General features: G+C 71.2%; 14 protein-coding genes. 10 read left to right on the top strand and 4 right to left on the bottom strand.

Translation table 11 applies throughout. From position 1 onward, the window contains the following. Nucleotides 1–18 precede the first annotated feature (18 nt). The 9 genes from ACH34S_RS20300 (at nucleotide 19) to ACH34S_RS20340 (ending at nucleotide 9,641) form a co-directional block, all read left to right on the top strand. Nucleotides 19–2,373 (top strand): hypothetical protein, encoded by a 2,355-nt coding sequence (locus ACH34S_RS20300; protein WP_395954255.1) that lies wholly within the window; start codon nucleotides 19–21, stop codon nucleotides 2,371–2,373. Nucleotides 2,374–2,375: 2 nt separating this feature from the next. Then, nucleotides 2,376–3,611: a hypothetical protein gene (locus ACH34S_RS20305; protein WP_395954256.1), complete on the top strand. Its 1,236-nt coding sequence runs from the start codon at nucleotides 2,376–2,378 to the stop codon at nucleotides 3,609–3,611. Next, nucleotides 3,608–4,750: a hypothetical protein gene (locus tag ACH34S_RS20310; RefSeq protein ID WP_395954257.1), complete on the top strand. Its 1,143-nt coding sequence runs from the start codon at nucleotides 3,608–3,610 to the stop codon at nucleotides 4,748–4,750. The genes ACH34S_RS20305 and ACH34S_RS20310 overlap by 4 nt, the downstream gene beginning before the upstream one ends. Further along, a complete protein-coding gene (locus ACH34S_RS20315) occupies nucleotides 4,683–5,804 on the top strand; it encodes a lipopolysaccharide kinase InaA family protein (RefSeq protein ID WP_395954258.1) in 1,122 nt (373 codons plus the stop codon). The genes ACH34S_RS20310 and ACH34S_RS20315 overlap by 68 nt, the downstream gene beginning before the upstream one ends. Nucleotides 5,805–5,821: 17 nt before the next feature. Further along, nucleotides 5,822–6,532, top strand: a complete 711-nt coding sequence (locus tag ACH34S_RS20320; RefSeq protein WP_395954259.1) for a vWA domain-containing protein — start codon at nucleotides 5,822–5,824, stop codon at nucleotides 6,530–6,532. Between the two features lies 1 nt (nucleotide 6,533). Next, complete coding sequence (locus tag ACH34S_RS20325) at nucleotides 6,534–7,121, top strand: hypothetical protein (RefSeq protein ID WP_395954260.1); 588 nt, start codon at nucleotides 6,534–6,536, stop codon at nucleotides 7,119–7,121. A gap of 353 nt (nucleotides 7,122–7,474) precedes the next feature. Beyond that, nucleotides 7,475–7,843 carry a hypothetical protein gene (locus ACH34S_RS20330; RefSeq protein WP_395954261.1) on the top strand — a complete coding sequence of 123 codons (369 nt, stop codon included), beginning with the start codon at nucleotides 7,475–7,477 and terminating at the stop codon, nucleotides 7,841–7,843. Between the two features lie 416 nt (nucleotides 7,844–8,259). Next, nucleotides 8,260–9,219, top strand: a complete 960-nt coding sequence (locus ACH34S_RS20335; protein ID WP_395954262.1) for a hypothetical protein — start codon at nucleotides 8,260–8,262, stop codon at nucleotides 9,217–9,219. 44 nt (nucleotides 9,220–9,263) lie between these two features. Continuing rightward, nucleotides 9,264–9,641: a peptidase inhibitor family I36 protein gene (locus tag ACH34S_RS20340; protein WP_395954263.1), complete on the top strand. Its 378-nt coding sequence runs from the start codon at nucleotides 9,264–9,266 to the stop codon at nucleotides 9,639–9,641. Nucleotides 9,642–9,692: 51 nt separating this feature from the next. Here ACH34S_RS20340 and ACH34S_RS20345 read toward each other — a convergent pair whose 3' ends face one another. The 4 genes from ACH34S_RS20345 to ACH34S_RS20360 are packed head-to-tail and all read right to left on the bottom strand — an operon-like array spanning nucleotide 9,693 to nucleotide 17,411. Then, nucleotides 9,693–12,314, bottom strand: a complete 2,622-nt coding sequence (locus ACH34S_RS20345) for an NACHT domain-containing protein (RefSeq protein WP_395954264.1) — start codon at nucleotides 12,312–12,314, stop codon at nucleotides 9,693–9,695. Further along, nucleotides 12,311–12,955 (bottom strand): hypothetical protein, encoded by a 645-nt coding sequence (locus tag ACH34S_RS20350; protein WP_395954265.1) that lies wholly within the window; start codon nucleotides 12,953–12,955, stop codon nucleotides 12,311–12,313. The genes ACH34S_RS20345 and ACH34S_RS20350 overlap by 4 nt, the downstream gene beginning before the upstream one ends. 34 nt (nucleotides 12,956–12,989) lie before the next feature. After that, entirely contained in the window at nucleotides 12,990–16,646 is a 3,657-nt protein-coding gene (locus ACH34S_RS20355; protein WP_395954266.1) for a hypothetical protein, read from the bottom strand. Nucleotides 16,647–16,700: 54 nt separating this feature from the next. After that, nucleotides 16,701–17,411, bottom strand: coding sequence for a BTAD domain-containing putative transcriptional regulator (locus tag ACH34S_RS20360; RefSeq protein ID WP_395954267.1), 711 nt, complete (start codon nucleotides 17,409–17,411; stop codon nucleotides 16,701–16,703). A gap of 623 nt (nucleotides 17,412–18,034) precedes the next feature. Between ACH34S_RS20360 and ACH34S_RS20365 the strand changes: the two genes are divergently transcribed. Continuing rightward, complete coding sequence (locus ACH34S_RS20365; protein WP_395954268.1) at nucleotides 18,035–18,475, top strand: Hsp20/alpha crystallin family protein; 441 nt, start codon at nucleotides 18,035–18,037, stop codon at nucleotides 18,473–18,475. The last annotated feature ends 63 nt before the right edge of the window (nucleotides 18,476–18,538 follow it).

Genomic DNA, 18,538 nt, shown 5'->3' on the forward strand with positions numbered 1-18,538 from the left:
ATCCAAAGGTTACGAGCCATGAGCCAACCCGACGACGGAGCGAAGAGCAGGGAGCCGGCGGAGGAACAGGAAAGCGGCGGCGCCGAAGAGCAGCAGAAGCCCGCCGAGCCCTCTGCCCGGCAGGACGAGGAAGCCGCCTCCGGCGAGGGGTACCCCGCCTCGGAGGAAGAGGCCCTCCGCGCACTCGGCGAAGGCGAGGACTCCGGCCGCCCGTCGCAGCACGCACAGTATCTGGACATCATCAAGCAGATCACCGAACGGTACGCGGGTGACGCCGCCGGGCCCTCCATCGGCACGCTCGCGCTGTTCCAGGACACCGTGGAGTTCGGCGGAGACTTCAACACGGGCGGCGCTGCGCGGCGGCGACGGGCATCCTCCAGGATCGATCTCGACCGGCTCGGCTCGTATCTGACCGGCTTCGTCGAGCCTCCGAACTTCGCCCCGGCGGTCCAGGTGCTGCGCGAACGGCGTTTGCTGATCTTGGCGCTCCCGCCCGGCACCGGGCGGGAGGCGGCCGTCTACAACCTCCTGGACCGGCTCCCCAACCCGGGAAACGGGAACACGCGGCCGGAATCGATGCTGCTTTCGGAGACCGCCCCGCTGGACACGCCGGGCTGGCGGCCGGACATCCGGCACGGCGCGTTCGTGGTGGACCTCGACGGCGCCATCGACGCGCACCGGCAGGACGGGGGCCTCACCGCCGACCGCATCGACGAGCGCTGGATCGCCGAGACGGCCGCCGCGCTGCGGGAGACGCACGGCTACATGATCGTGCTGACCGGTCCGGCGCGCGGTGCGCTGCTGGAAGCGGCGGAGCGTTCCGCGCACGTCGTCACGATGCTCGGCCGTGTTCCCCCAATGCAGATCATCGAACGGCGGGTGCTCGGCGCCGACCACGATCCCGTCCGGCGCCGGGAGTTACACGCCAAGCTCACGGCGTGCGGCGCCGAGCGTCTCCTGCACGAATACCCCGAACCCCGCGTGGCGGCGCGGATCGCCGAAGCCGTCGACACCGGGCTGAACCTGACCACGGTTGTCCAGGAGCTGCGCGACCCGACTGGCGAGGTGCACCGGCGGCTCAGCCGATACCAGGACCCCGAGTACGTGAGCTTCGCCGTGGCGTCGGCGGTGCTCGAAGGCTCGGGCTACCTCACCGTGTCCGACGCGGCGCTCGATCTCTACGCGATGCTCGTCCCGGACGAGGAGACTCCACCGCTGTCGCGGATCAGGTTCCGCGACCGGCTCGGCGCGGAGCAGAACTGGATCGAGGTCGCCGTCTCTCCCGGCGAGGACGGGCGCCCCGGTACCCCCCAGGTGCGGTTCCGCAGGCCGCTCTTACAGCAGGCCGTCCTGGAGTACGCCTGGACGTACCTTGACAGCGACCGGCCGGCGTTCGTCCTGTGGCTTCGCCGGCTGGTGACGCATTCGGACGTGGAGGTCCGCGCCCGCGCCGCCGTGGCCGCGGGCATGCTCGCGGGCAGCGACCCGGCGCACGCGCTGCACCGGCTCGTCCGGCCGTGGGCGCTGGACGGCTCACCGCTGCTGCGCCAGGCCGCCGCCACCACACTCGACCTGCTCAGCACCAGGCCGGGGCTGGCCGGCGAGATCTGGACCCTGCTGGATTCGTGGGCCGCGGAGGGCGGCACCGGGGCGCTGCCGCGGCGGCTGGCGCTCACCGCCGGTGCCGCCGCCGGACAGATCATGGGCAGCCGCGATCCGGACCGCGCGGTGTCGGTTCTGCGCGCGGCCCTCGACCGCGACGACTGGGCCCTGCTGCCCACGGTCGCGGCGAGCCTGCTGCAGCTGATCGAGTTCGGCCGGGCCCGCGAGGTCCTCGCGGCGCTGCTGGAGTGGAGCGCGGCACAGGATACGTCCCCGCTGGTCACCAAGACGTTGTCCGCCTTCGTGTTCGCCTCGACGGAACCCGCCCCCGAACTCCGTCTGGCGGTCCGCGCGACGGCGGACGAACCGCGAAGAAACCGGTCGAGGCTCGGCCTCCCGGCCACCGACGAGGACGCCGCGCCGCTCCTGCTCACGCACGCCGCCGAGCACCACGCGCAGCTCGTCGCGCTGTGGGCGCGGTCCCTGGCGCGCAACCCGGTGAAGACGCAGGCGCTGGCGAGGCTGCGGAGCTGCATGGAGACGCACGCGGACCGGGACCCGGCGGTCCGCACCCAGATGCGCGAGCTGCTGGTCGGGGTCGCGGCGCAGCCCGGCCAGCACCGGGAGCGGCTGCTCTACTACCTCGGCCTCTGGGCGGACGACAGGAAGCGATCCAACAAGACGGCCGCCTACATCCGGGCGACCCTCCTGCGCGGCGGGACGTCCCGCCGGCACACCACCGCACACGCCACCCCCCGGACGGAGAGGTGACCATGGACCACACGACGTACGACCCGATCATCGAGGTGCGGGCGCTCTCGCGGGTCAGGGTGATCGCACCGCGCGCGCCGGAGGTCGACGAGGCCCTCGTGCTCGCGCCGAGACGCGGCCCGATGCTCACGATCCGGCACGGCGACCCCATCCCGGGCGCCCGGTTCGCCGACTACCGCCGCCTGTACCTGGTCGACGTGGCCGAGCACCGGTTGACCCTGGACTTCGCACTGCTCAGCCGCGACCACACCTTCGCGTTCAACGCGCGAACCACCCTGACCTGCCAGGTCACCGCTCCTGAGAAGGTGGTCGCCCGCAACATCCGCGACATGAGCGGAGCGCTGTACGGACCGTTGAAGACCATTCTGCAGGAGGCCGCCAAGCGTTACGACATCGGCGACTTCCACCCCGCGCAGGAAGCACTGAACCGGGAGATGCGCTACTTCACCGGCGATGCGGCGATCCGGCTGCACGGCATCCATATCGAGCTGCTGGTGGACGAGGAGGAGGCCGCCGAGAGCGGGCGGTCGTTCCGTGACGTGATCCGCGAGCAGCGGCTCGCGGACGTGAAGATCGACCACCAACTCGATCGGCTGCGCAGCACGGGCGTCGAAGGGCTGATCGCCGACATCCTCGAAAGAGAGGGGCCGGCTGCGGCACTCGCACGGATCCGTGAGATCGAGGGGGAGGAGCGGAGCGAGATCCTCAACGCTTGGGAGACGGTGCTGAAGCACACCGACGAGCCCGTCGAGCCGTACCTCCTGATCGAGGCGCACAAGGAACTTTTGGGGAAGTACATCGAGGGCTCTTCAGCGCCCTTCGGCGGCACCCGCTCCGGGCGGCTGCGCGGCTCGATGAAGCCGAGCATCATCGGCAGCATCGAGCCGCCGCACGAGCCGCCGCACGAGGTGGCGTCCGCGGAGGAGCCGGGCGGCTCCCGTCCACGGCCGAGGCGGGACGACGAGCACCACGTGCCCCTGACCGATGCCGGTGCCGAGACGCCGACCGGCCCGCCCGACGATGAACCACCGGGCGGCCTCGGGGACTCGCCGAACCTCGCGGACACGGGGCCCCGGCGCGACTCGGGCACGCGCATTGACACGGCGTGGGACTCGGACGCCGCGTGGGAGCAGTCGGCCGACGACACCGAAGCCGACGACGCCGCCTCCGGCGCAAGCCCCGGCGAAGGCCCAGTGAGCCGACTGCGCGGTTTCCGCACAGGGGAGCCCGGGCGATGAACGACCCGGGGCAGCTGGTGCCCGGCCCGCGGGAGTGGTCCTGCGAGTTCGGCGACGCGGCGGCCGGCGGAGTCTGGACCGAGGCCGTCCCGGGAAGCGGGCAGGACGCCGAGCCGCTGTTCGTCCATCACCATGCGACCGGGCACGGGATCATCGGCGTCTTCGACGGTTCCGGTGGTGCGGGATCGACTCCCGCCTACTGGACCTCCGATGGGAAGCCGCGCACCGGCGCATGGCTGGGAGCGCGGGTGGCCAGGACCGCGCTGGAGTCCTGGTTCGGCGTGTCCGTCCAGGACCGGGCGCGGTTCGAGGTCGCGGATCTGGAAACGCGACTGGCCCAGATGCTGGCGGCGATGCGGCCGACGACACCGTCCCGGATCGTCGGGCGCATGCATAAGGAACTGCCCACGACGATGGCCGCGCTGCAATACCGGCTGCAGCACGGAGCCGCCGACTGCCGGGCCCTCTGGGCCGGGGACAGCCGGGCCTACGTGCTGACGCCGGGCGACGGTCTCCAGGTCCTCAGCCGGGATCACACCGAGGAGGAGGACGGCCTCGTCCAGCTCCTGCAGGATCCGCCGCTCGCCAACGTGATCTGCGCCGACGCGCCGTTCTTCGTCCAGGAGCAGCGGCTGTCCTTCGAACTGCCGTGCGTGCTGCTGTGCGCGACCGACGGCTTCTTCGGCTACGTGCAGACGCCCGCCCACTTCGAGTACCGGCTCCTGGCGGTGCTCCAAGGTTCGGAGTCGATGGCGGACTGGTGCAGGCGGCTCGGCCGGGAGATCTCCGGCTACGCGGCGGACGACGCGTCGCTCAGCGTGGTCGCGCTCGGCTTCGCCGGCTTCCCGTCCCTGCGCGCCGCGTTCGCCGGACGCGGCCGGCACCTGGAGCACCTGTACTGGCGCGGCCGCCCGCGAGAGAGCCCGGGTCCCCTGGACGGGAGGCGCCCGGATGGTCCCGGCGCCGAGGAGCGGGCCGACCGCCGTGAAAGGGAGTGGCGGCAGCAGACCTGGGACAGCTACCGGGGCGTCTACGAACGCCTCATGCCACCACCGGCCTTGGAGAGGGAGCATGAAACTCGGAGACACGATCAACGGCTACCGGGTGATCACCCGGCCGGGGAACGACGACGCGGGTAAGAGCGTGTGGGCGTTCGCGATGAAGGACGGTTCGCAGTACTTCATCAAGCGCTTCCTGGAGCCGAAGCGGCCTCGCAGCGGCTCGACGGCCGGTTCACGGAGCAGGGAGCTGCGGCTTCAGGAGTGCCGGGAGTTCGAGCGGCGGCAACAGGAAGTCGCCGACGCCCTGGAGAAGCGGCACGGCCTGCCGGGAACCGGCAACCTGGTCGTCCCCCTCGACTTCTTCGCGGACGGCTCGACCTACTACAAGGTCACCGAGAAGGTCGACGTCGCCGACCGCCGACCGGAGTCGTTCTCCCCGAGGGAGAAGCTGACACTCCTGCGGACACTCGGCCTCAGCCTGCAGTCGCTGCACGGCATCGGGATCGTGCACGGGGATCTCAAACCGACCAACATCTTGATCCAGCGCAAGGCCGACGACTCGGCGTTCTACCGCGCCCGCCTCATCGACTTCGACGACGCGTACATCTCCGGGCACCCTCCCGCCGCCGGAATCATGGGAGGAGACCAGTTCTTCGGCGCACCCGAGTTCATCCGCTACCTGCACGGAGACTCGACCGTCCGGGCGCGCGACCTGACGGTGGCCGCCGACGTCTTCTCGCTGGCCCTGCTGACCCACCACTACCTCACCGAGAGCCCGCCCGGTCACGGCGACGCCTTCGCCGCGCCCGCCGAGGCCGTCGCGGCGGGCCGGTCGTTGAGGTGGGACACGAGGCTGAGCGAGCCCCTGCGGGACCTCCTCACCGCGATGACCTTCGCCGCTCCCACGGAGCGTCCCGATGTGGGCGAGTTCCTGGAGACGATGAAGGATCCGGCCCTCTGTGCGCTGAGCGCCCCGGCAACGAAGGCCGAGCCGGCGACGAAGGCCGAGTCCGCGACGGAGGCCAGGCCGGTGACGCGCCTGCGTGGCAGGGGATCAGGAGATCCGCGGAAGGGCTCACCGTCCTCGGCGAAGCCCGGCCCGTCGGTGTCCACCACCGCGGCGGTTCCGGCGCCGTCCCCCGACAAGATCTCCCGGCTGCGGATCAACCTCGGCGGCGATGACCGCTCCTGACCCGGATTGGAATCGACATGACCGACGACACCGGCCAATACCGCGGCAACCTGCGTTACGCGGTCGACATCGTGATGTGCATCGACGCGACGGCCAGCATGGGGCCCGTCCTTGATGAGGTCAAGAACAGCGCGCTGTCCTTCCCGGCGCGGCTCAAGGCGGAGATGGCGCAGAAGCGCAAGGCCATCAGCCAGTTCCGGTTGAAGGTCATCGCCTTCCGCGACTTCGCGGACTTCGCCGATGACGCGATGGAGGAGAGCGATTTCTTCGCGATCCCGGATGATCTGGCCCAGTTCGAGTCGTTCGTCCGCGGGCTGACACCGGAGGGCGGCGGCGATGCGCCCGAGTCGGGGCTGGAGGCGCTCGCACTCGCGATCCGGGCGCCGTGGGAGCGCGGCCTGGACCGCCGCCGCCACGTCATCGTGATGTTCACCGACGCACCCGCCCACCCCCTCGGAGACCCGAAGGCGCGCGCCGCGCACACCTACCCCGCCGGGCTACCGCTGGACGGGGACGCGCTGCTGGAGGAATGGGGTTACGCGCGGAGCCAGCAGGCCCTCATGGAGAACTCGGCCAAGCGGCTCGTGCTCTTCGCCCCCGACGAGTTCCCCTGGAAGGACATCGCGGATGAGTGGAACATGACGATCCTGTTCCCCTCGGCGGCGGGCCAGGGGCTGGAAGAGGTCGAGATGAGCGAGATCATCAACACGATCGCGAACAGCATCTGAGATGAAGCGAAAGCTTGGAAAGGCCAAGCACGCCGCCGAACCGTCCGGAGACGAGCCGAAACAGTCTCAGGATGCCGCCGGGCAGACCGGCGAGTTCGCGACGGCTCCCGGAGAACCGCTGACGGCGGATAGGCCGGTGCTGAACTGCCGAGGGGCCGAGTTGGCGTTCGACGGTCAACGCGTCGAACTGGCCGTGCCCGGCGCAGGGCATCAGAGCCTGCCGATCGGCTGGTGCGTCCGAGTTGCGGTGCGGCCGCTCCCTGGGGCGCGAACACTCCAGTTCGTGCTGCACTTCGCGCTCGGAGCACCCTCAGCGCCCGACGCCGGAAGCGCGAAGGAATCTCCTGTACTGATCGTCCTGCGGCTCTTTGTGGACGAGCCCTACCTGCACGATGCGGAAATGATGGCGGAACGGCTCAGTCGCTGTGTACCGCGACCTGCGCCCACGGAGGCACGGCCTACCGTCTGGTACGCCACGCGGAACGAAGAGTGGGCGTTCTTCTCTCCGATGACCGGCACTGTCGAGGTGCGCGACGGCCTGGCCGGTTGGGCGCGGAACCGCGGATCCGGCCACGCCGCGAGCCCGTGAAGGGGTGAGCACCGTTGGCCTCACAGTGGCACTGCGGCTCCTGCAGCACCTTCAACGCGGGAGATGCGGAGGAATGCATCGGGTGTTTCTCTCCACGGGCGTCCGCGAGCAGTGGAGGCACGGGAGCCGCGCCGCCACGGGGCGGCCCTCGGCTCCGCGAGCCGGGTGCGGAACGTCCCAAGCCGCCGGACGAGATCTTCGTACCGCCCACGGGCGCCGGGTACCGGCCGGGGACTCCGAGGCCCGCAGCACCGCCGCCCCCCGCCGGCCCGCCCCTGCCGCCAAGGGGCGGGTCACGCGCCGGAAGGAAGCTGCTGGCGGGCGTTCTCGCGGCAGTGGTCCTGCTCTTTTCGATGAGCCGCCTCGATGACCTCACGCGGTTCGTTCGGGAGCACATTCCCACCGAGGAAGCCAGTGCCGGCACCTGTCCGCAGCAGGTCGCCCCGCAGATGCAGGACAGTACGACCCTGGATCTGGTGGTCGCCTACCGGACGGACGAACACGACGTGATGATCTGCCGAACGTCCTCGGGCGAGTACGTCTACCACGGGGAGGTGACGGGGGACCCTTCCTCATCGATCGATCTTCAGGCCGAAAGGACGTCGCGCGGCTACATCGCTCACAACGGCAGCTACACCTACGAGATCCGCGGCCGAAAGATCATCATCAGACACGGCGGCAAGGTCATCGGCACCGAGGTCGGGAATCGTCTCTCCCCCTGACCTGCCGTCCCGCCCGGCGAAAGGCCGATCGGCGGTTTGGTGGGAGACGTCCGGGCCGCTGGGAAGTTTCACCCCGGTCGGGTCTCCGAGCCCATGAGTTCTTCAGCGCGGCTCCAACAAGGTGAGGGAGCCGATTAGGCGTGGGCGCAGCGCTCGTCTCACATCGACAGGGCCGGAGATGTGGACGTTCAGCGGCAGTGGGCGGACTCGGTGTCGTGCAGGTTCCCGCGCCGGCCGCGTCGGTGCTGTCCGCTCGGTGGGTGGCCTGTGGTGGGGCTGATCAGCGGTGAAGCCTTTCTGAAGCTTTTGTGAATGCGGTCGACGTGACGATGGTGCAGCGATCAGCTCGCCGGCGCCGGTCAACGTGGTCGAACGCCGGCGTGGCGGTGACACACCGACACTGAGGAGTACGGCGCATGCCACGGCACGATTCCGGGCCTTCACACGAGGCGACCGGTGAGCGGGACGGCGGTACGAGGCCGCGCGGGCTGAAGCTCGCCGGTGCCGCTGCCGCCGTCGTTCTCTGCGCCGGGGCCGCGTGGGTGGCCACCGATGATCGAACCGGCTCCGCCGAGAACGCGGCGTCCCGCGGCGAGCAGCGCGTGACCGCTACCGGTGACGAACTGCTGCACCGGGCCTCGGAGCGGCTGATCGCACGCTGCATGGCCCGGCATGGCTTCGCCTACACCGAGCAGCCGCCGCCCGCGCCTACCGAGCCGGACTTCCGGTACGTGCTCGGCGATGTCGGCCGTGCCCGCGCCCATGGGTACGGAAGCCTGCTGGGCAGGCCCGGTGCGTGGGATCAGGACGTCAACTCCGGGCACCTGGCGAAGCTGACACCTGAACGGCAGCGTGCCTGGCAGCGAACCCTCATGGGGTCCGGACGCGGGCTTGCCGTGGACCTGCCGGACCTGGGCCGGTTCTCGGCACCCGACAACGGCTGCACCGCCGAAGCGTCGCGAGCTCTCTACGGGGATCTCCCCGGCTGGTACCGCGTGCGGCGGATCGTCGACCACCTCGGCAGCTACGTCGCCGGCAAGGTGACCGCGGCCCCCGAGTACCGGACCGGGCTCGCGGCCTGGGCCGGGTGCGTGCGCGGGCGCGGGTATGCGGTGTCCTCCCCGCGCGAGCTGCGTGCACTCGTCGCCCCTGAGGGGGCGAGGCCGGCCGGTGAGCAGGCCGGGGAACGCGAGATCGCCGCGGCCAGGACCGAGGCCGAGTGCGCCGCCTCCACCGGGTTCTCCCGGACCACCGGGGCCCTGGAGCGCAGGTACCGACCGGAGATCGAGAGGAGGTTCGCGCGCGAGCTCGACGCGCTGAGGTCCTTCGAGCACAGAGCCGTTCCCCGCGCCAGGCAGGCCCTGGCCGGGAGCTGAGCCCCGCAGAACCGTTCGACGGAAACGACCGAAAGGGAAGTCTCGTGATCAAGTCTCTCAAGGCCCTGGCCATCGGCCTGCCCATCGTCGCCGCGACGCTCGTGGCGGTCCCCGGCACCGCCAGCGCGGACCTGGGCCAATGCGGCCGGGGCTACTTCTGCGCCTGGGACAATGACGGGTTCAAGGGCGCCTTCGCCCAGTGGTTCGGGAACTCGCGGAACTGGGGCGACAAGAACATGAACGACCGGGCCGATTCGGTCTTCAACAACGCCCGGTCGAGCAGCACCGTGCCCGACAACGTCGCGGTGTACATCCACGCCGGCTACTCGAACATGGACATCTGCGTCCTTCCCGGGGAGACGTACGACGCCGGGATGAACGACAACGACTACTCCTCCCACCAGTGGCTGCACGGATGCTGACGGACCGGCCGTAGCGTCGTGACCGGGCCCGCGACGGGGAAGCGGGCCCGGTCACGAGGGAGGGCCGGTACGGGGAACACCGGCCGCGCCTTCGGGAGAGGCGAGGAAGTCCTGCAGCTGGCGGTGGCGGAACTGGTACGTGGCGCCGCTGACGCGCAGCAGGTGGGCCTCGCAGGCCCAGTCGAGGAAGGTCCAGAACCGGAGGGGGAGCAGGCCGCGGGCGGCCGCGACCAGCAGGCCGATCATGGTTCGGGACCAGGCGATGGCGCCGAAGGACAGGCCGAAGGCGATCCCTCCGATGATCGCGCTCGCCAGCGACACGGGCAGGTCCTGATCGATGATGAACACCAGGAACGCGGCGACGCCGCCGGTGAGGCCGAACGCCACGCCGATCGTCGGATTGCGGTGGAGGGCCTCACGGGGGTGGGCCAGCTCCGCGTCCTTGCTCCAGCCGCCCGTGGCGATCCGGAACACCAGCCCGAGCGCGACCGCCAGCGCGAAGGCGCCGGAGAGCCCCGCGACCAGCGGGACGGGGCCGGCGCCTGACAGCCGCAGCGGCGGCAGCCCCGTGAGGGCTCCGCACAGCCCGAAGCCAAGCAGGCTCAGGGGGCCGGCGCGGGCCGCCTGGGCCACGGTCAGGCGTCCGGCCCGGCGTTGCCCGGCGGCGGTCAGCCCGACCACCGCTCCGAGCACCGCGCCGCCCAGCGCTCCGGCGGCGACGGCGAAGCCGGGGCCGAAGACGCGGCCGCCGGTCAGCGCGAGCCCGCACAGGCCGCCGAGGACACCGGCCGGTGCGGCCGCCACGGCACCGATCAGGCCGCCGGCCGCGCGCCGCCGCCAGGGGACGTTGGCGCGCCCGCCGGCGGCGGCCGGCCAGGGCGACAGCGACAGGACGGTGGCGATGGCCACCCAGCCCGCCATCAGCGCCAGCGTGAGCACCTGTCCCGGAGCCGGCCGGTCGAGCAGGTCGCCGGTGCGGTCGAGTCCCGAACCCACCCAGAACGCCGCCATGGCGGTGATCGAGAGGGCCAGGCAGCACAGGCCGTGCAGCAGCCGGATCCGGCGGCGCCCGCCGATCGGCCACAGCAGGTGCGGGACGAGGTCGGTCGCCGTCAGGCCGGGCGGGGACCGGTCCGCCGAGGCGTGGACGGCCTGCCAGCGCAGGTGGGAGGCGAGGTGCCCGAGCCAGGCGCGCACCTGCTCGGGGCTGTATCCGGCGCCGTGCCCGCTGCGCGGGGTGAGCCTGGCCGCCGCGGGGACGTAGGCGTCCAGGAGCTTGCGGGTGATCCGCTCCGCCTCCGCGCGGGGATCGGCGTCCGGGTCGGCGCGGAGCAGCCCGTCCGGGTCGGCGCCGGACTCCACGGCGGTCGCGGCCAGCAGCAGCGGCCACGGTGTCGCCAGCGCGATGTGGGCGGCCTCGCCCGAGGCCCCGGACAGGGCCGCGAGGATCTCGTCGCGGTACGGGGCGCAGCCGTGCCCGTCCGGCCAGCGGGTGCGCAGGTACGAGCCGATCTGCTCCTTGGTCAGCCGGTGCAGGTGGACGCGGGTGGAGTTGTCGAGCCCCGTCCGCGCCCCGGCCAGCTGGGCGTAGCGGTCGGAGCGGCAGGTCACCACGGCGGCGCCGGGCCGCCTTCCGGAAAGGTCGCTGTACCGGTTGAGTTCGGCCAGCAGCGAGATGGCCCGGCGGGGCGGGCCGGTGGACGGTTCCGGATCGAGCTCGTCGAGCCCGTCGATGACGGGCAGGACACGGCGGTCGCGCACCAGCCGCGCCGCGTCCCGGCCCGCAAGCCCGTGGTTCTGCACGAGCTGCTCGGCGAGCCAGGGCTCGAATGCCTCTCCCGACCTCCAGCGGGCCGCGTTCAGCCGAACGGGGACCATCGACCGGTCACCGGCCGGCGGGCCGGCCGCGAGGAACGGCTCGACCAGCTGCAGCACCAGCTCGATCGCGAGGACGGTCTTGCCCGCCCCGGACGGCCCCACGACCAGCAGCCGCGGTGGGCTCAGCGTGGCGAAGAACGTCCCGATCCCGTCGACGCTCTCCCCGGCGTCGGCGGAACCCGGGCCGAAGGAGACCGGTGCGAGGCTGTATCCGCCGAGCAGCCCCTTGCGCGCCCGGTCCTCCTCGTTGGCCACCCGCCGCGCCAGCAGTTCCATGGCCGGGTCCAGCGCCGGACGGTGACCGGCCGCCGACGCCGCGGCCTCCTCGGGCACCCCCTCTGGCGCGGTCTCGGCGGGCACCCCGTCCGGCGTGGCCTCGGTGGGCACCCCGTCCGGCGTGGCCTTGGCAGGCGCCCCGTCCGGGGTGGACGAGGTCGGGGTCGGCGCGGTCAACGCCGCCCTGGCCACCCGCCAGCGTTCCAGCTCACCGGGGATCCGCCCGGCCGGATGGTCGCGGTAGCGGAAGCAGGCGGTGACGAACGCGCGCACGAAATCCCAGCGCGGCAGCCGGTCGGTCTGCCGCAGCGTGTGCGAGACCGTGCTCTTCGGCAGCAGGTCGATCGTGGCGCCCTCGGGCGACTCGGTCTGACCGCCGAGCTGCCGCAGCCTGCTCAGTGACGGCTCGCCCGCCCACTTCCTGAGCTCGACCAGGGTCTGCACGAACTCTTCGGCCGTGCCCGCCCCGGTGGGATCGGGCGGTGGCGAACCTGGTGGGAACGGATGGTCCTCGGTCATCCGGTCACCAGCGTCCAGTCGAACCGCGACCGGGTGCGCCGGAGCCCCCGGGCGTCCCGGCAGGTCCCCTCCAGCGTCTGCACGTGGCGCGACTCCATGAGGAAGTTGCGGGCCTCGTCGTTCTCGACCAGCTCCCGGCCGACCGAGATCGGGACGAAACCGTGCCGGGGAATGAACACCCACCGGCCGCGATCCCAGTCGTAGGGATCGAACCAGTGGTGCCTGACCGTCCCGGACAACCGCACCTCCGCACCCGATCTGGTCAGGACGAAGGAGCCCCGCGAGCGCAGCGAACTCATCCGGCTGACGTAGAACAGCTCCGTGCCGATGAACGCGTTGATCCGTGCGTCCCAGTAATCGTTCAGCCATGACGACTCACCGTCGGGCAGCCTCCGGGCCGCCTGTTCGAGCTGCCTTTCGAACCTGCGCCGGTTCTTTCGCTCCGCCTTCCGGATCACCCGGAACGACCGGATCCAGCGCTGCGGCAGCGTCCGGGACTCGGCGGCCCCGTCCAGGAAATGGTTCAGGAAGTCGGACGCCATCGGATGGAACCGCCGCCCGTCCTCGACGATCGACCGGAACAGCTCGGCGAGCTCGGGAGTCGGCCTTCCGGTCCTTCTCCTGAAACCTCGAATGAACATCACTGCTGTGTCCGTCCGTGAAGTGGCGGTCGTGTCATCGGCACACGCGCTGGAACTTTTCCCCCGGCACATACCGGTTCCATTCGCCCCGAGTGAAGGAACGGCCCGCGGCCGCGCAGGCCGCGGCGGCCGGGTCCGCCGGCATGGCCACATGCCAGATCCGCGCGGTGCCGTCGGTGTCGACGGCGGCGAGCCGGGTCCCGTCCGGCGCGTAGTCGAGGACGTGCACGTAGTCCGTGTGGCCCGTCAGCGGGGCGCCTATCTGGCGTTGGGTCGCCACGTCCCACAGCCGAACGGTCTTGTCCGCCGACCCGGTCGCCAGCGTGGTTCCGTCGGGGCTGAACGCGGCCGCGTAGACGTTGCCGGTGTGGCCGGTCAAGGTGCTCCCGATCTGCCGGCGACGCGCCACGTCCCAGAGCCGCACCGTTCCGTTGGGGGAGGTGACGGCCAGCGTCTCTCCGTCGGGGCTGAAGGCCACGTCATGGCTGACGCCGCTGTCGATCGCGCCGTTCAGCGGCGCGCCGATCTGGCGGCGGGTGGCCGTGTCGAAGAAGCGTACGGTGCGGTCCTCCGGGCTGGCCGTGGCCAGGATTCGCCCGTCGGGGCTGAACGAGAGCGCCGTGATGGACTCGGTGTGTTCGGGAATCGTGATCCCCTGCCCGGATTCACGCCGCTGCGCTACGTCCCAGAAGACGAGGGAGCGCTCTGCCCTGATGGCCAGCAACCGCAGGTCGGGGCTGAAGCTCGCCCGCCAGTTGCGCTTGTCGGTGAGAACGGGCGGGCCGATCTGACGTTGCGTGGACGTCTCCCACAGCCACACCGCGTTGTTGCCGACCGTGGCGAGCCCTTTCCCGTCCGGCCCGAATCCCACCTCGGTGAACACGGTGTCCGGGACGCCGCTCGGGTACAGCGGACGGCCGATCGGCTGCTGGGTGGCCGCGTCCCATATCCGGACGGCGCGGTCGGCGGCCTTCGATTCGGGTCTGAGCCCGGGACCGGGGGCGGCGAGCGTCGCGCCGTCCGGGCTGAACCGGACATCGGACATGGCCGGGATCGAATGGCCGATCTGCCGGTGCGGCACCGGGTCCCAGAGCCGCACCGAGTCGTCCAGATCCGTGGCCGCGACGAGCCTTCCAGCGGGGCTGAACGCGACCTTCTCGCCATAGATCCGCTGCTCGTTGAGCGGCGGCCCGACCGGACGGCGGCCGGGGAAGTCCCAGAGCCGGATCTGGCCGTTCTCGCCGGAAGTCAGGAGCCTCGTCCCGTCCGGGTTGAAGGCGACCCCTCTGAAAGGGCGGCCCTCCCGGGTGTCCCGGAGAGGCGGCCCGATCTGGCGCCGGGTCGCGGTGTCCCACAACCGGACGGTCGAGTCGCCGGCGGTGGCGAGCGTCCTGCCGTCCGGGCTGAGGGACATGCCGACGACGTCATCCGTGTGACCGGTGAAATCGTCGCCGATCTGGCGGTGCGTGGCGGTGTCCCATGCCCGCGCGGTGTCGTCGGCGCCGGCGGTGTAGAGGCGCTTTCCGTCCGGGCTGAAGGCCACCGCGTTGATGCCCTTGCCGGCGTCGCTGGACGGACGGCCGATGACGGGGGAGAGCCGCCGCCGGCCCGGGACGTCCCAGAGAGTGATCGTGCCTTCATAGCTCGGCGTCGCGAGGAGCCTGCCGTCAGGGCTGAACGCCATCGATCGCACGGACGCGGTGAACCCGGCGCTCTCCTCGCCCATGCTCAGCGGGCCGCTGAGGGGACGGTGCGTGGCGACGTCCCAGAAGCGGATCGTCGTGAAGCAGCCCGTCGCCAGAGTCTTTCTGTCCGGGCTGAAGGCCGCGTGCATTCCCGTCGCGCAGTCATCGCCGTCGTGGACGATCGGGGCGCCCCGCCGCCGGCGGGACGCCGCGTCCCACAGCCGCACGGACCCGTCGACGGTCCCGGTGGCGATGATCTTCCCGTCCGGGCTGAAGGTCAGCTCGGTGACCTTCCCGCCCTGAGGGGGGAGGGCGCCCCGTTCCGTGCGCGTCGCCGCGGCGAGCAGGCGGTGCCGGGCCTCGGCGGAGGGGGCGATCCGCCACGCGGTGACGGCCAGCAGCGCGGAGACGGCGGGATCCTGCTCGATCTCGCTCTGCATCAGCAGCTGGCGGGAAACGGCCACCCTGCGCTGGGCGTCGGCGCGGTCGGCGGCCCTGACGGCGATGCCCGCGGCGGCCACGGCCAGCACGGTCAGGCCCGCCAGCGAGGCCATGATCAGGCGGCGGCGCCGACCGGCCCGCCGTGCCGCCGAGGTGGAGGCCGCCAGGAACGCGGTCACGGTGGGCCCGGGGGGCGGGAAGCTGCCCGGGTCGCGTTCCCATCGGCGCTCGCTGTCCTGGACGGACAGGAGGCGGGCGCCCCGGTACAGCATGTCCGGGTCGCGGTACTGCTCGGCCCACGCCTCGGCGTCATCGATCAGCTGGTCGTACACGCGCTGCGCGGTCAGATCGGGCTCGATCCACTGCCGGAGCCTGGGCCAGGAGGTGAGGAGCGCGTCGTGCGAGATTTCGGCGGCGTCCTCGTGCAGGGTGAGCAGCCGCCGGCCGGCGAACGCCGACACCAGCGCGTCCACCGCCACCCGATGCTCCTCGGTGTCGCCGGACGCGGCGGTGTGGAGCTCGCGCAGCGTCACGCGACGCCGCGCCAGCCGCCCGCCCGCCGTGATCAGCGTCATGCGGCGGAAGATCCGCAGTGCCGTCTTGCGGTCGCCCGGTGCCAGCGTCTCCAGCACGTCCTCGGCCGTGCGGCGCACGGCGTCGCGGACCCTGCCGGACTCCTCGTAGCCGCGGACGGTCAGGCGGCCGTCCTCCCGCCTGTCCCAGGTGTTCCGCAGCGCCTGGGACAGCAGCGGCAGCACGCCCGCCTCGTACCGGTCGCCGCCGCGGTCCGCGCGGAGCTCGCCCAGGATGGTCTCGACCAGGCCGGGTTCGATCTCCAGGCCGGTGGCGGCGGCCGGGCCGGTGATCGCCAGCCGCAGGTCGTCCTCGTCCATCGGCTCGACGATGACCTGGCCGTCCTGGATGGCGTGGGCGAACCGGGGGTAGGCGGCGCACCGGTCCCAGTAGTCGGCGCGGAGGCCGATGACCACTCCGGCGGCCGCGGGCCCGGCGGCCAGCGCGTGCAGGGCGCGGACGTAGGCCTGCCGCGCCGCCTCGTCGGTGACCAGGGTGAACAGTTCTTCGAACTGGTCGACGACCAGGATGAGGCGATCGGCGCCGGAGAAGACTTCATGGGGATCGTCCAGAAGGCGCTGGTGCGTCTCACCGGGATCGCCACCGAACGTCCGCGTCCATGCCTCGGCCAGAGCACGCAGCGGAACGGAGGTCGGAGTGACGATCAGCCGTGGCCAATCCGCTGATTCCTTGAGCGGCGGCGCGCCTTTCGCTAATGCCGGGATCAGGCCCGCCCTCAGCAGCGACGACTTGCCCACACCGGAAGCACCCGAGACGAGCAGGATGGTCCCCTGCCCTTCCAGGCGCGGTGCCAGCCGGTCAAGGAGATCGCGGGTCGCCTGGACGCGTCCGAAGAATAGATCCGCCCGGTCGGCCTCGAAAGGAGCGAGCCCCTGGTAAGGGCACTCGACCTCACCGGACGAAAGCGGAAGGGAACCGACCGTTACCTGCTCCCTCGTCTCGCCGCCGCTGTCGTCTTCCCCGGAGACCATGGCCAGTATTCTGACCGATCATGACGGTCGAGTGGAATGCGATTCCGAACATCATCACGGCGTGCCCGCCAATGGGATATGCGCCGGGCGCGGCGGCATCCGCACCAGCAGATCGGCGTGCACCCGCTGCAGGGACGGATCGGGGTCCACGCCCAGTTCGGCCGCCAGCCGGAGACGGATCGTCTCGTACCGCGCCAGCGCCTCGGCGCGGCGTCCGGCCAGGCCGAGAGCGATGAGCAGCCGCATCCACAACGGCTCTCGCAACGGATACCGTCCGGCCACCTCACTGAGTTCCGCGATCAACTCGAAGTGCCGGCCGGCCGCCAGATCCAGGTCGAATCGCCGCTCCAGCGCGGTCAGGTAGCGCTCGAGCAGCCAGGAGGCTTCCGACTCCTCAAGCCGGGCGGACGGCACCCCCTCGAAAGGCTCCCCCCGCCACAGCGCGAGCGCCTCCCCGAGCCACATCCGCTCCACCGTGGCGTCCGCCGCCGCATCGGCCTTGCGCAGCATCTCGGTGAACCGGAGCGCGTCGACCTGTTCAGGCTCGGTGCGCAGGACATATCCATTCGGGGACGAACCGATCGACTCCGCGCCCAGCGCGTTCCTCAGCCGCGCGACATAGGTCTGCACACTCCGCCGGACGTTGCCCGGCCGATCCCCGTCCGTCCACAATGCCGCCGCCAGGTGATCGACCGAGGCCGTATGCCCTGACGAGAGCGCCAGCACCGCCAGCAGGGCCCGCAGCCTGCCCGCCGTCAAGGACACCGCACGTCCGTTCACCGCCACCTGGAATGGACCCAGCACCCTGACGGATATCTCCGATTCCCCGTTGCGTCCGCTCACGTTACCCCCGTGTATGAACATCCAGCCCCCGTTGCCTCCGCCCCGAGGAGACCCCCGCACATCGAATATGCGTCCGGCCGTCCAGAGAACCGGCGGAACGAAATTGGACGGGATTAGACGAACGACCACGACGCCAGAAGGTGTAGCGGGTGGTGCACGTCCGTTCTCCTGGAGCTTCCTCGCCTAGCCACGGGCCGTCGGCGCAGATCAGCTCTGCGAACTCAGGCTCAAGAAACTGCCAAGTGCAGTTAAAGGTATCCAATGTCGTCTTGAAGACCAGGGCGTTGTCGCGGGCCTTGATCCTCCTCTGGCGGGCCCGGCGTAGTGGTTCATGCGATCCGGTGGAACACCTCGTCAAGCAGGAAGGCGCGTGCCGGATGTGCAGGTCAGTACGCATCTCTGTCAGGGAGACGGCGGGCGGCCCGCGGCGGTGGGTTGACACGACGAAGAGCAGATACTTATACTTTGAGTTGCAAGTTTCCTTCTTGTTCGGCCCACATGCCCCGGGCTTGGAGAACCCGGGGATCTTCGGAGGTGAAGCAACGATGCTGCTGACGTCGATCGACCCCTTCGTGCAGGAGTTCGAGCGCCAGTTCGACCGGGCCGTCCGCCAGGTCACCGGGCACGCCAACGGCACGAGCATGCCGATGGACGGCATCCGCCGCGCCGACGACGTCGTCCTGCGGTTCGACCTGCCCGGCATCGACCCCGGCTCGATCGAGGTCACCGTCGACCGCGGTGTCCTGTCGGTGACCGCGCGGCGCGAGGAGGAGTTCGGCGAGGACGAGCGGGTGTTCGTCCGCGAACGGCCGATGGGCTCCTTCACCCGCCGCGTCTACCTATCCGACCACCTGGACGCCGACAAGATCGAGGCCGCCTACAACAACGGCGTGCTGGCCGTGCGGATCCCGGTGCTGGAAAAGGCCCGGCCCCGCAAGGTCGCCATCCAGCAGAGCGGCGACAACCACAAGTCCATCCAGGCTTGAGCCTGCTGGTCTCCGGCTCGCCGCGCATGAGCCGGCGGCCACTGCCAGTAGCGGCGAGCCGGC

The organism is Actinomadura sp. 3N508 (assembly GCF_044326375.1).
Lineage (GTDB): Bacteria > Actinomycetota > Actinomycetes > Streptosporangiales > Streptosporangiaceae > Spirillospora.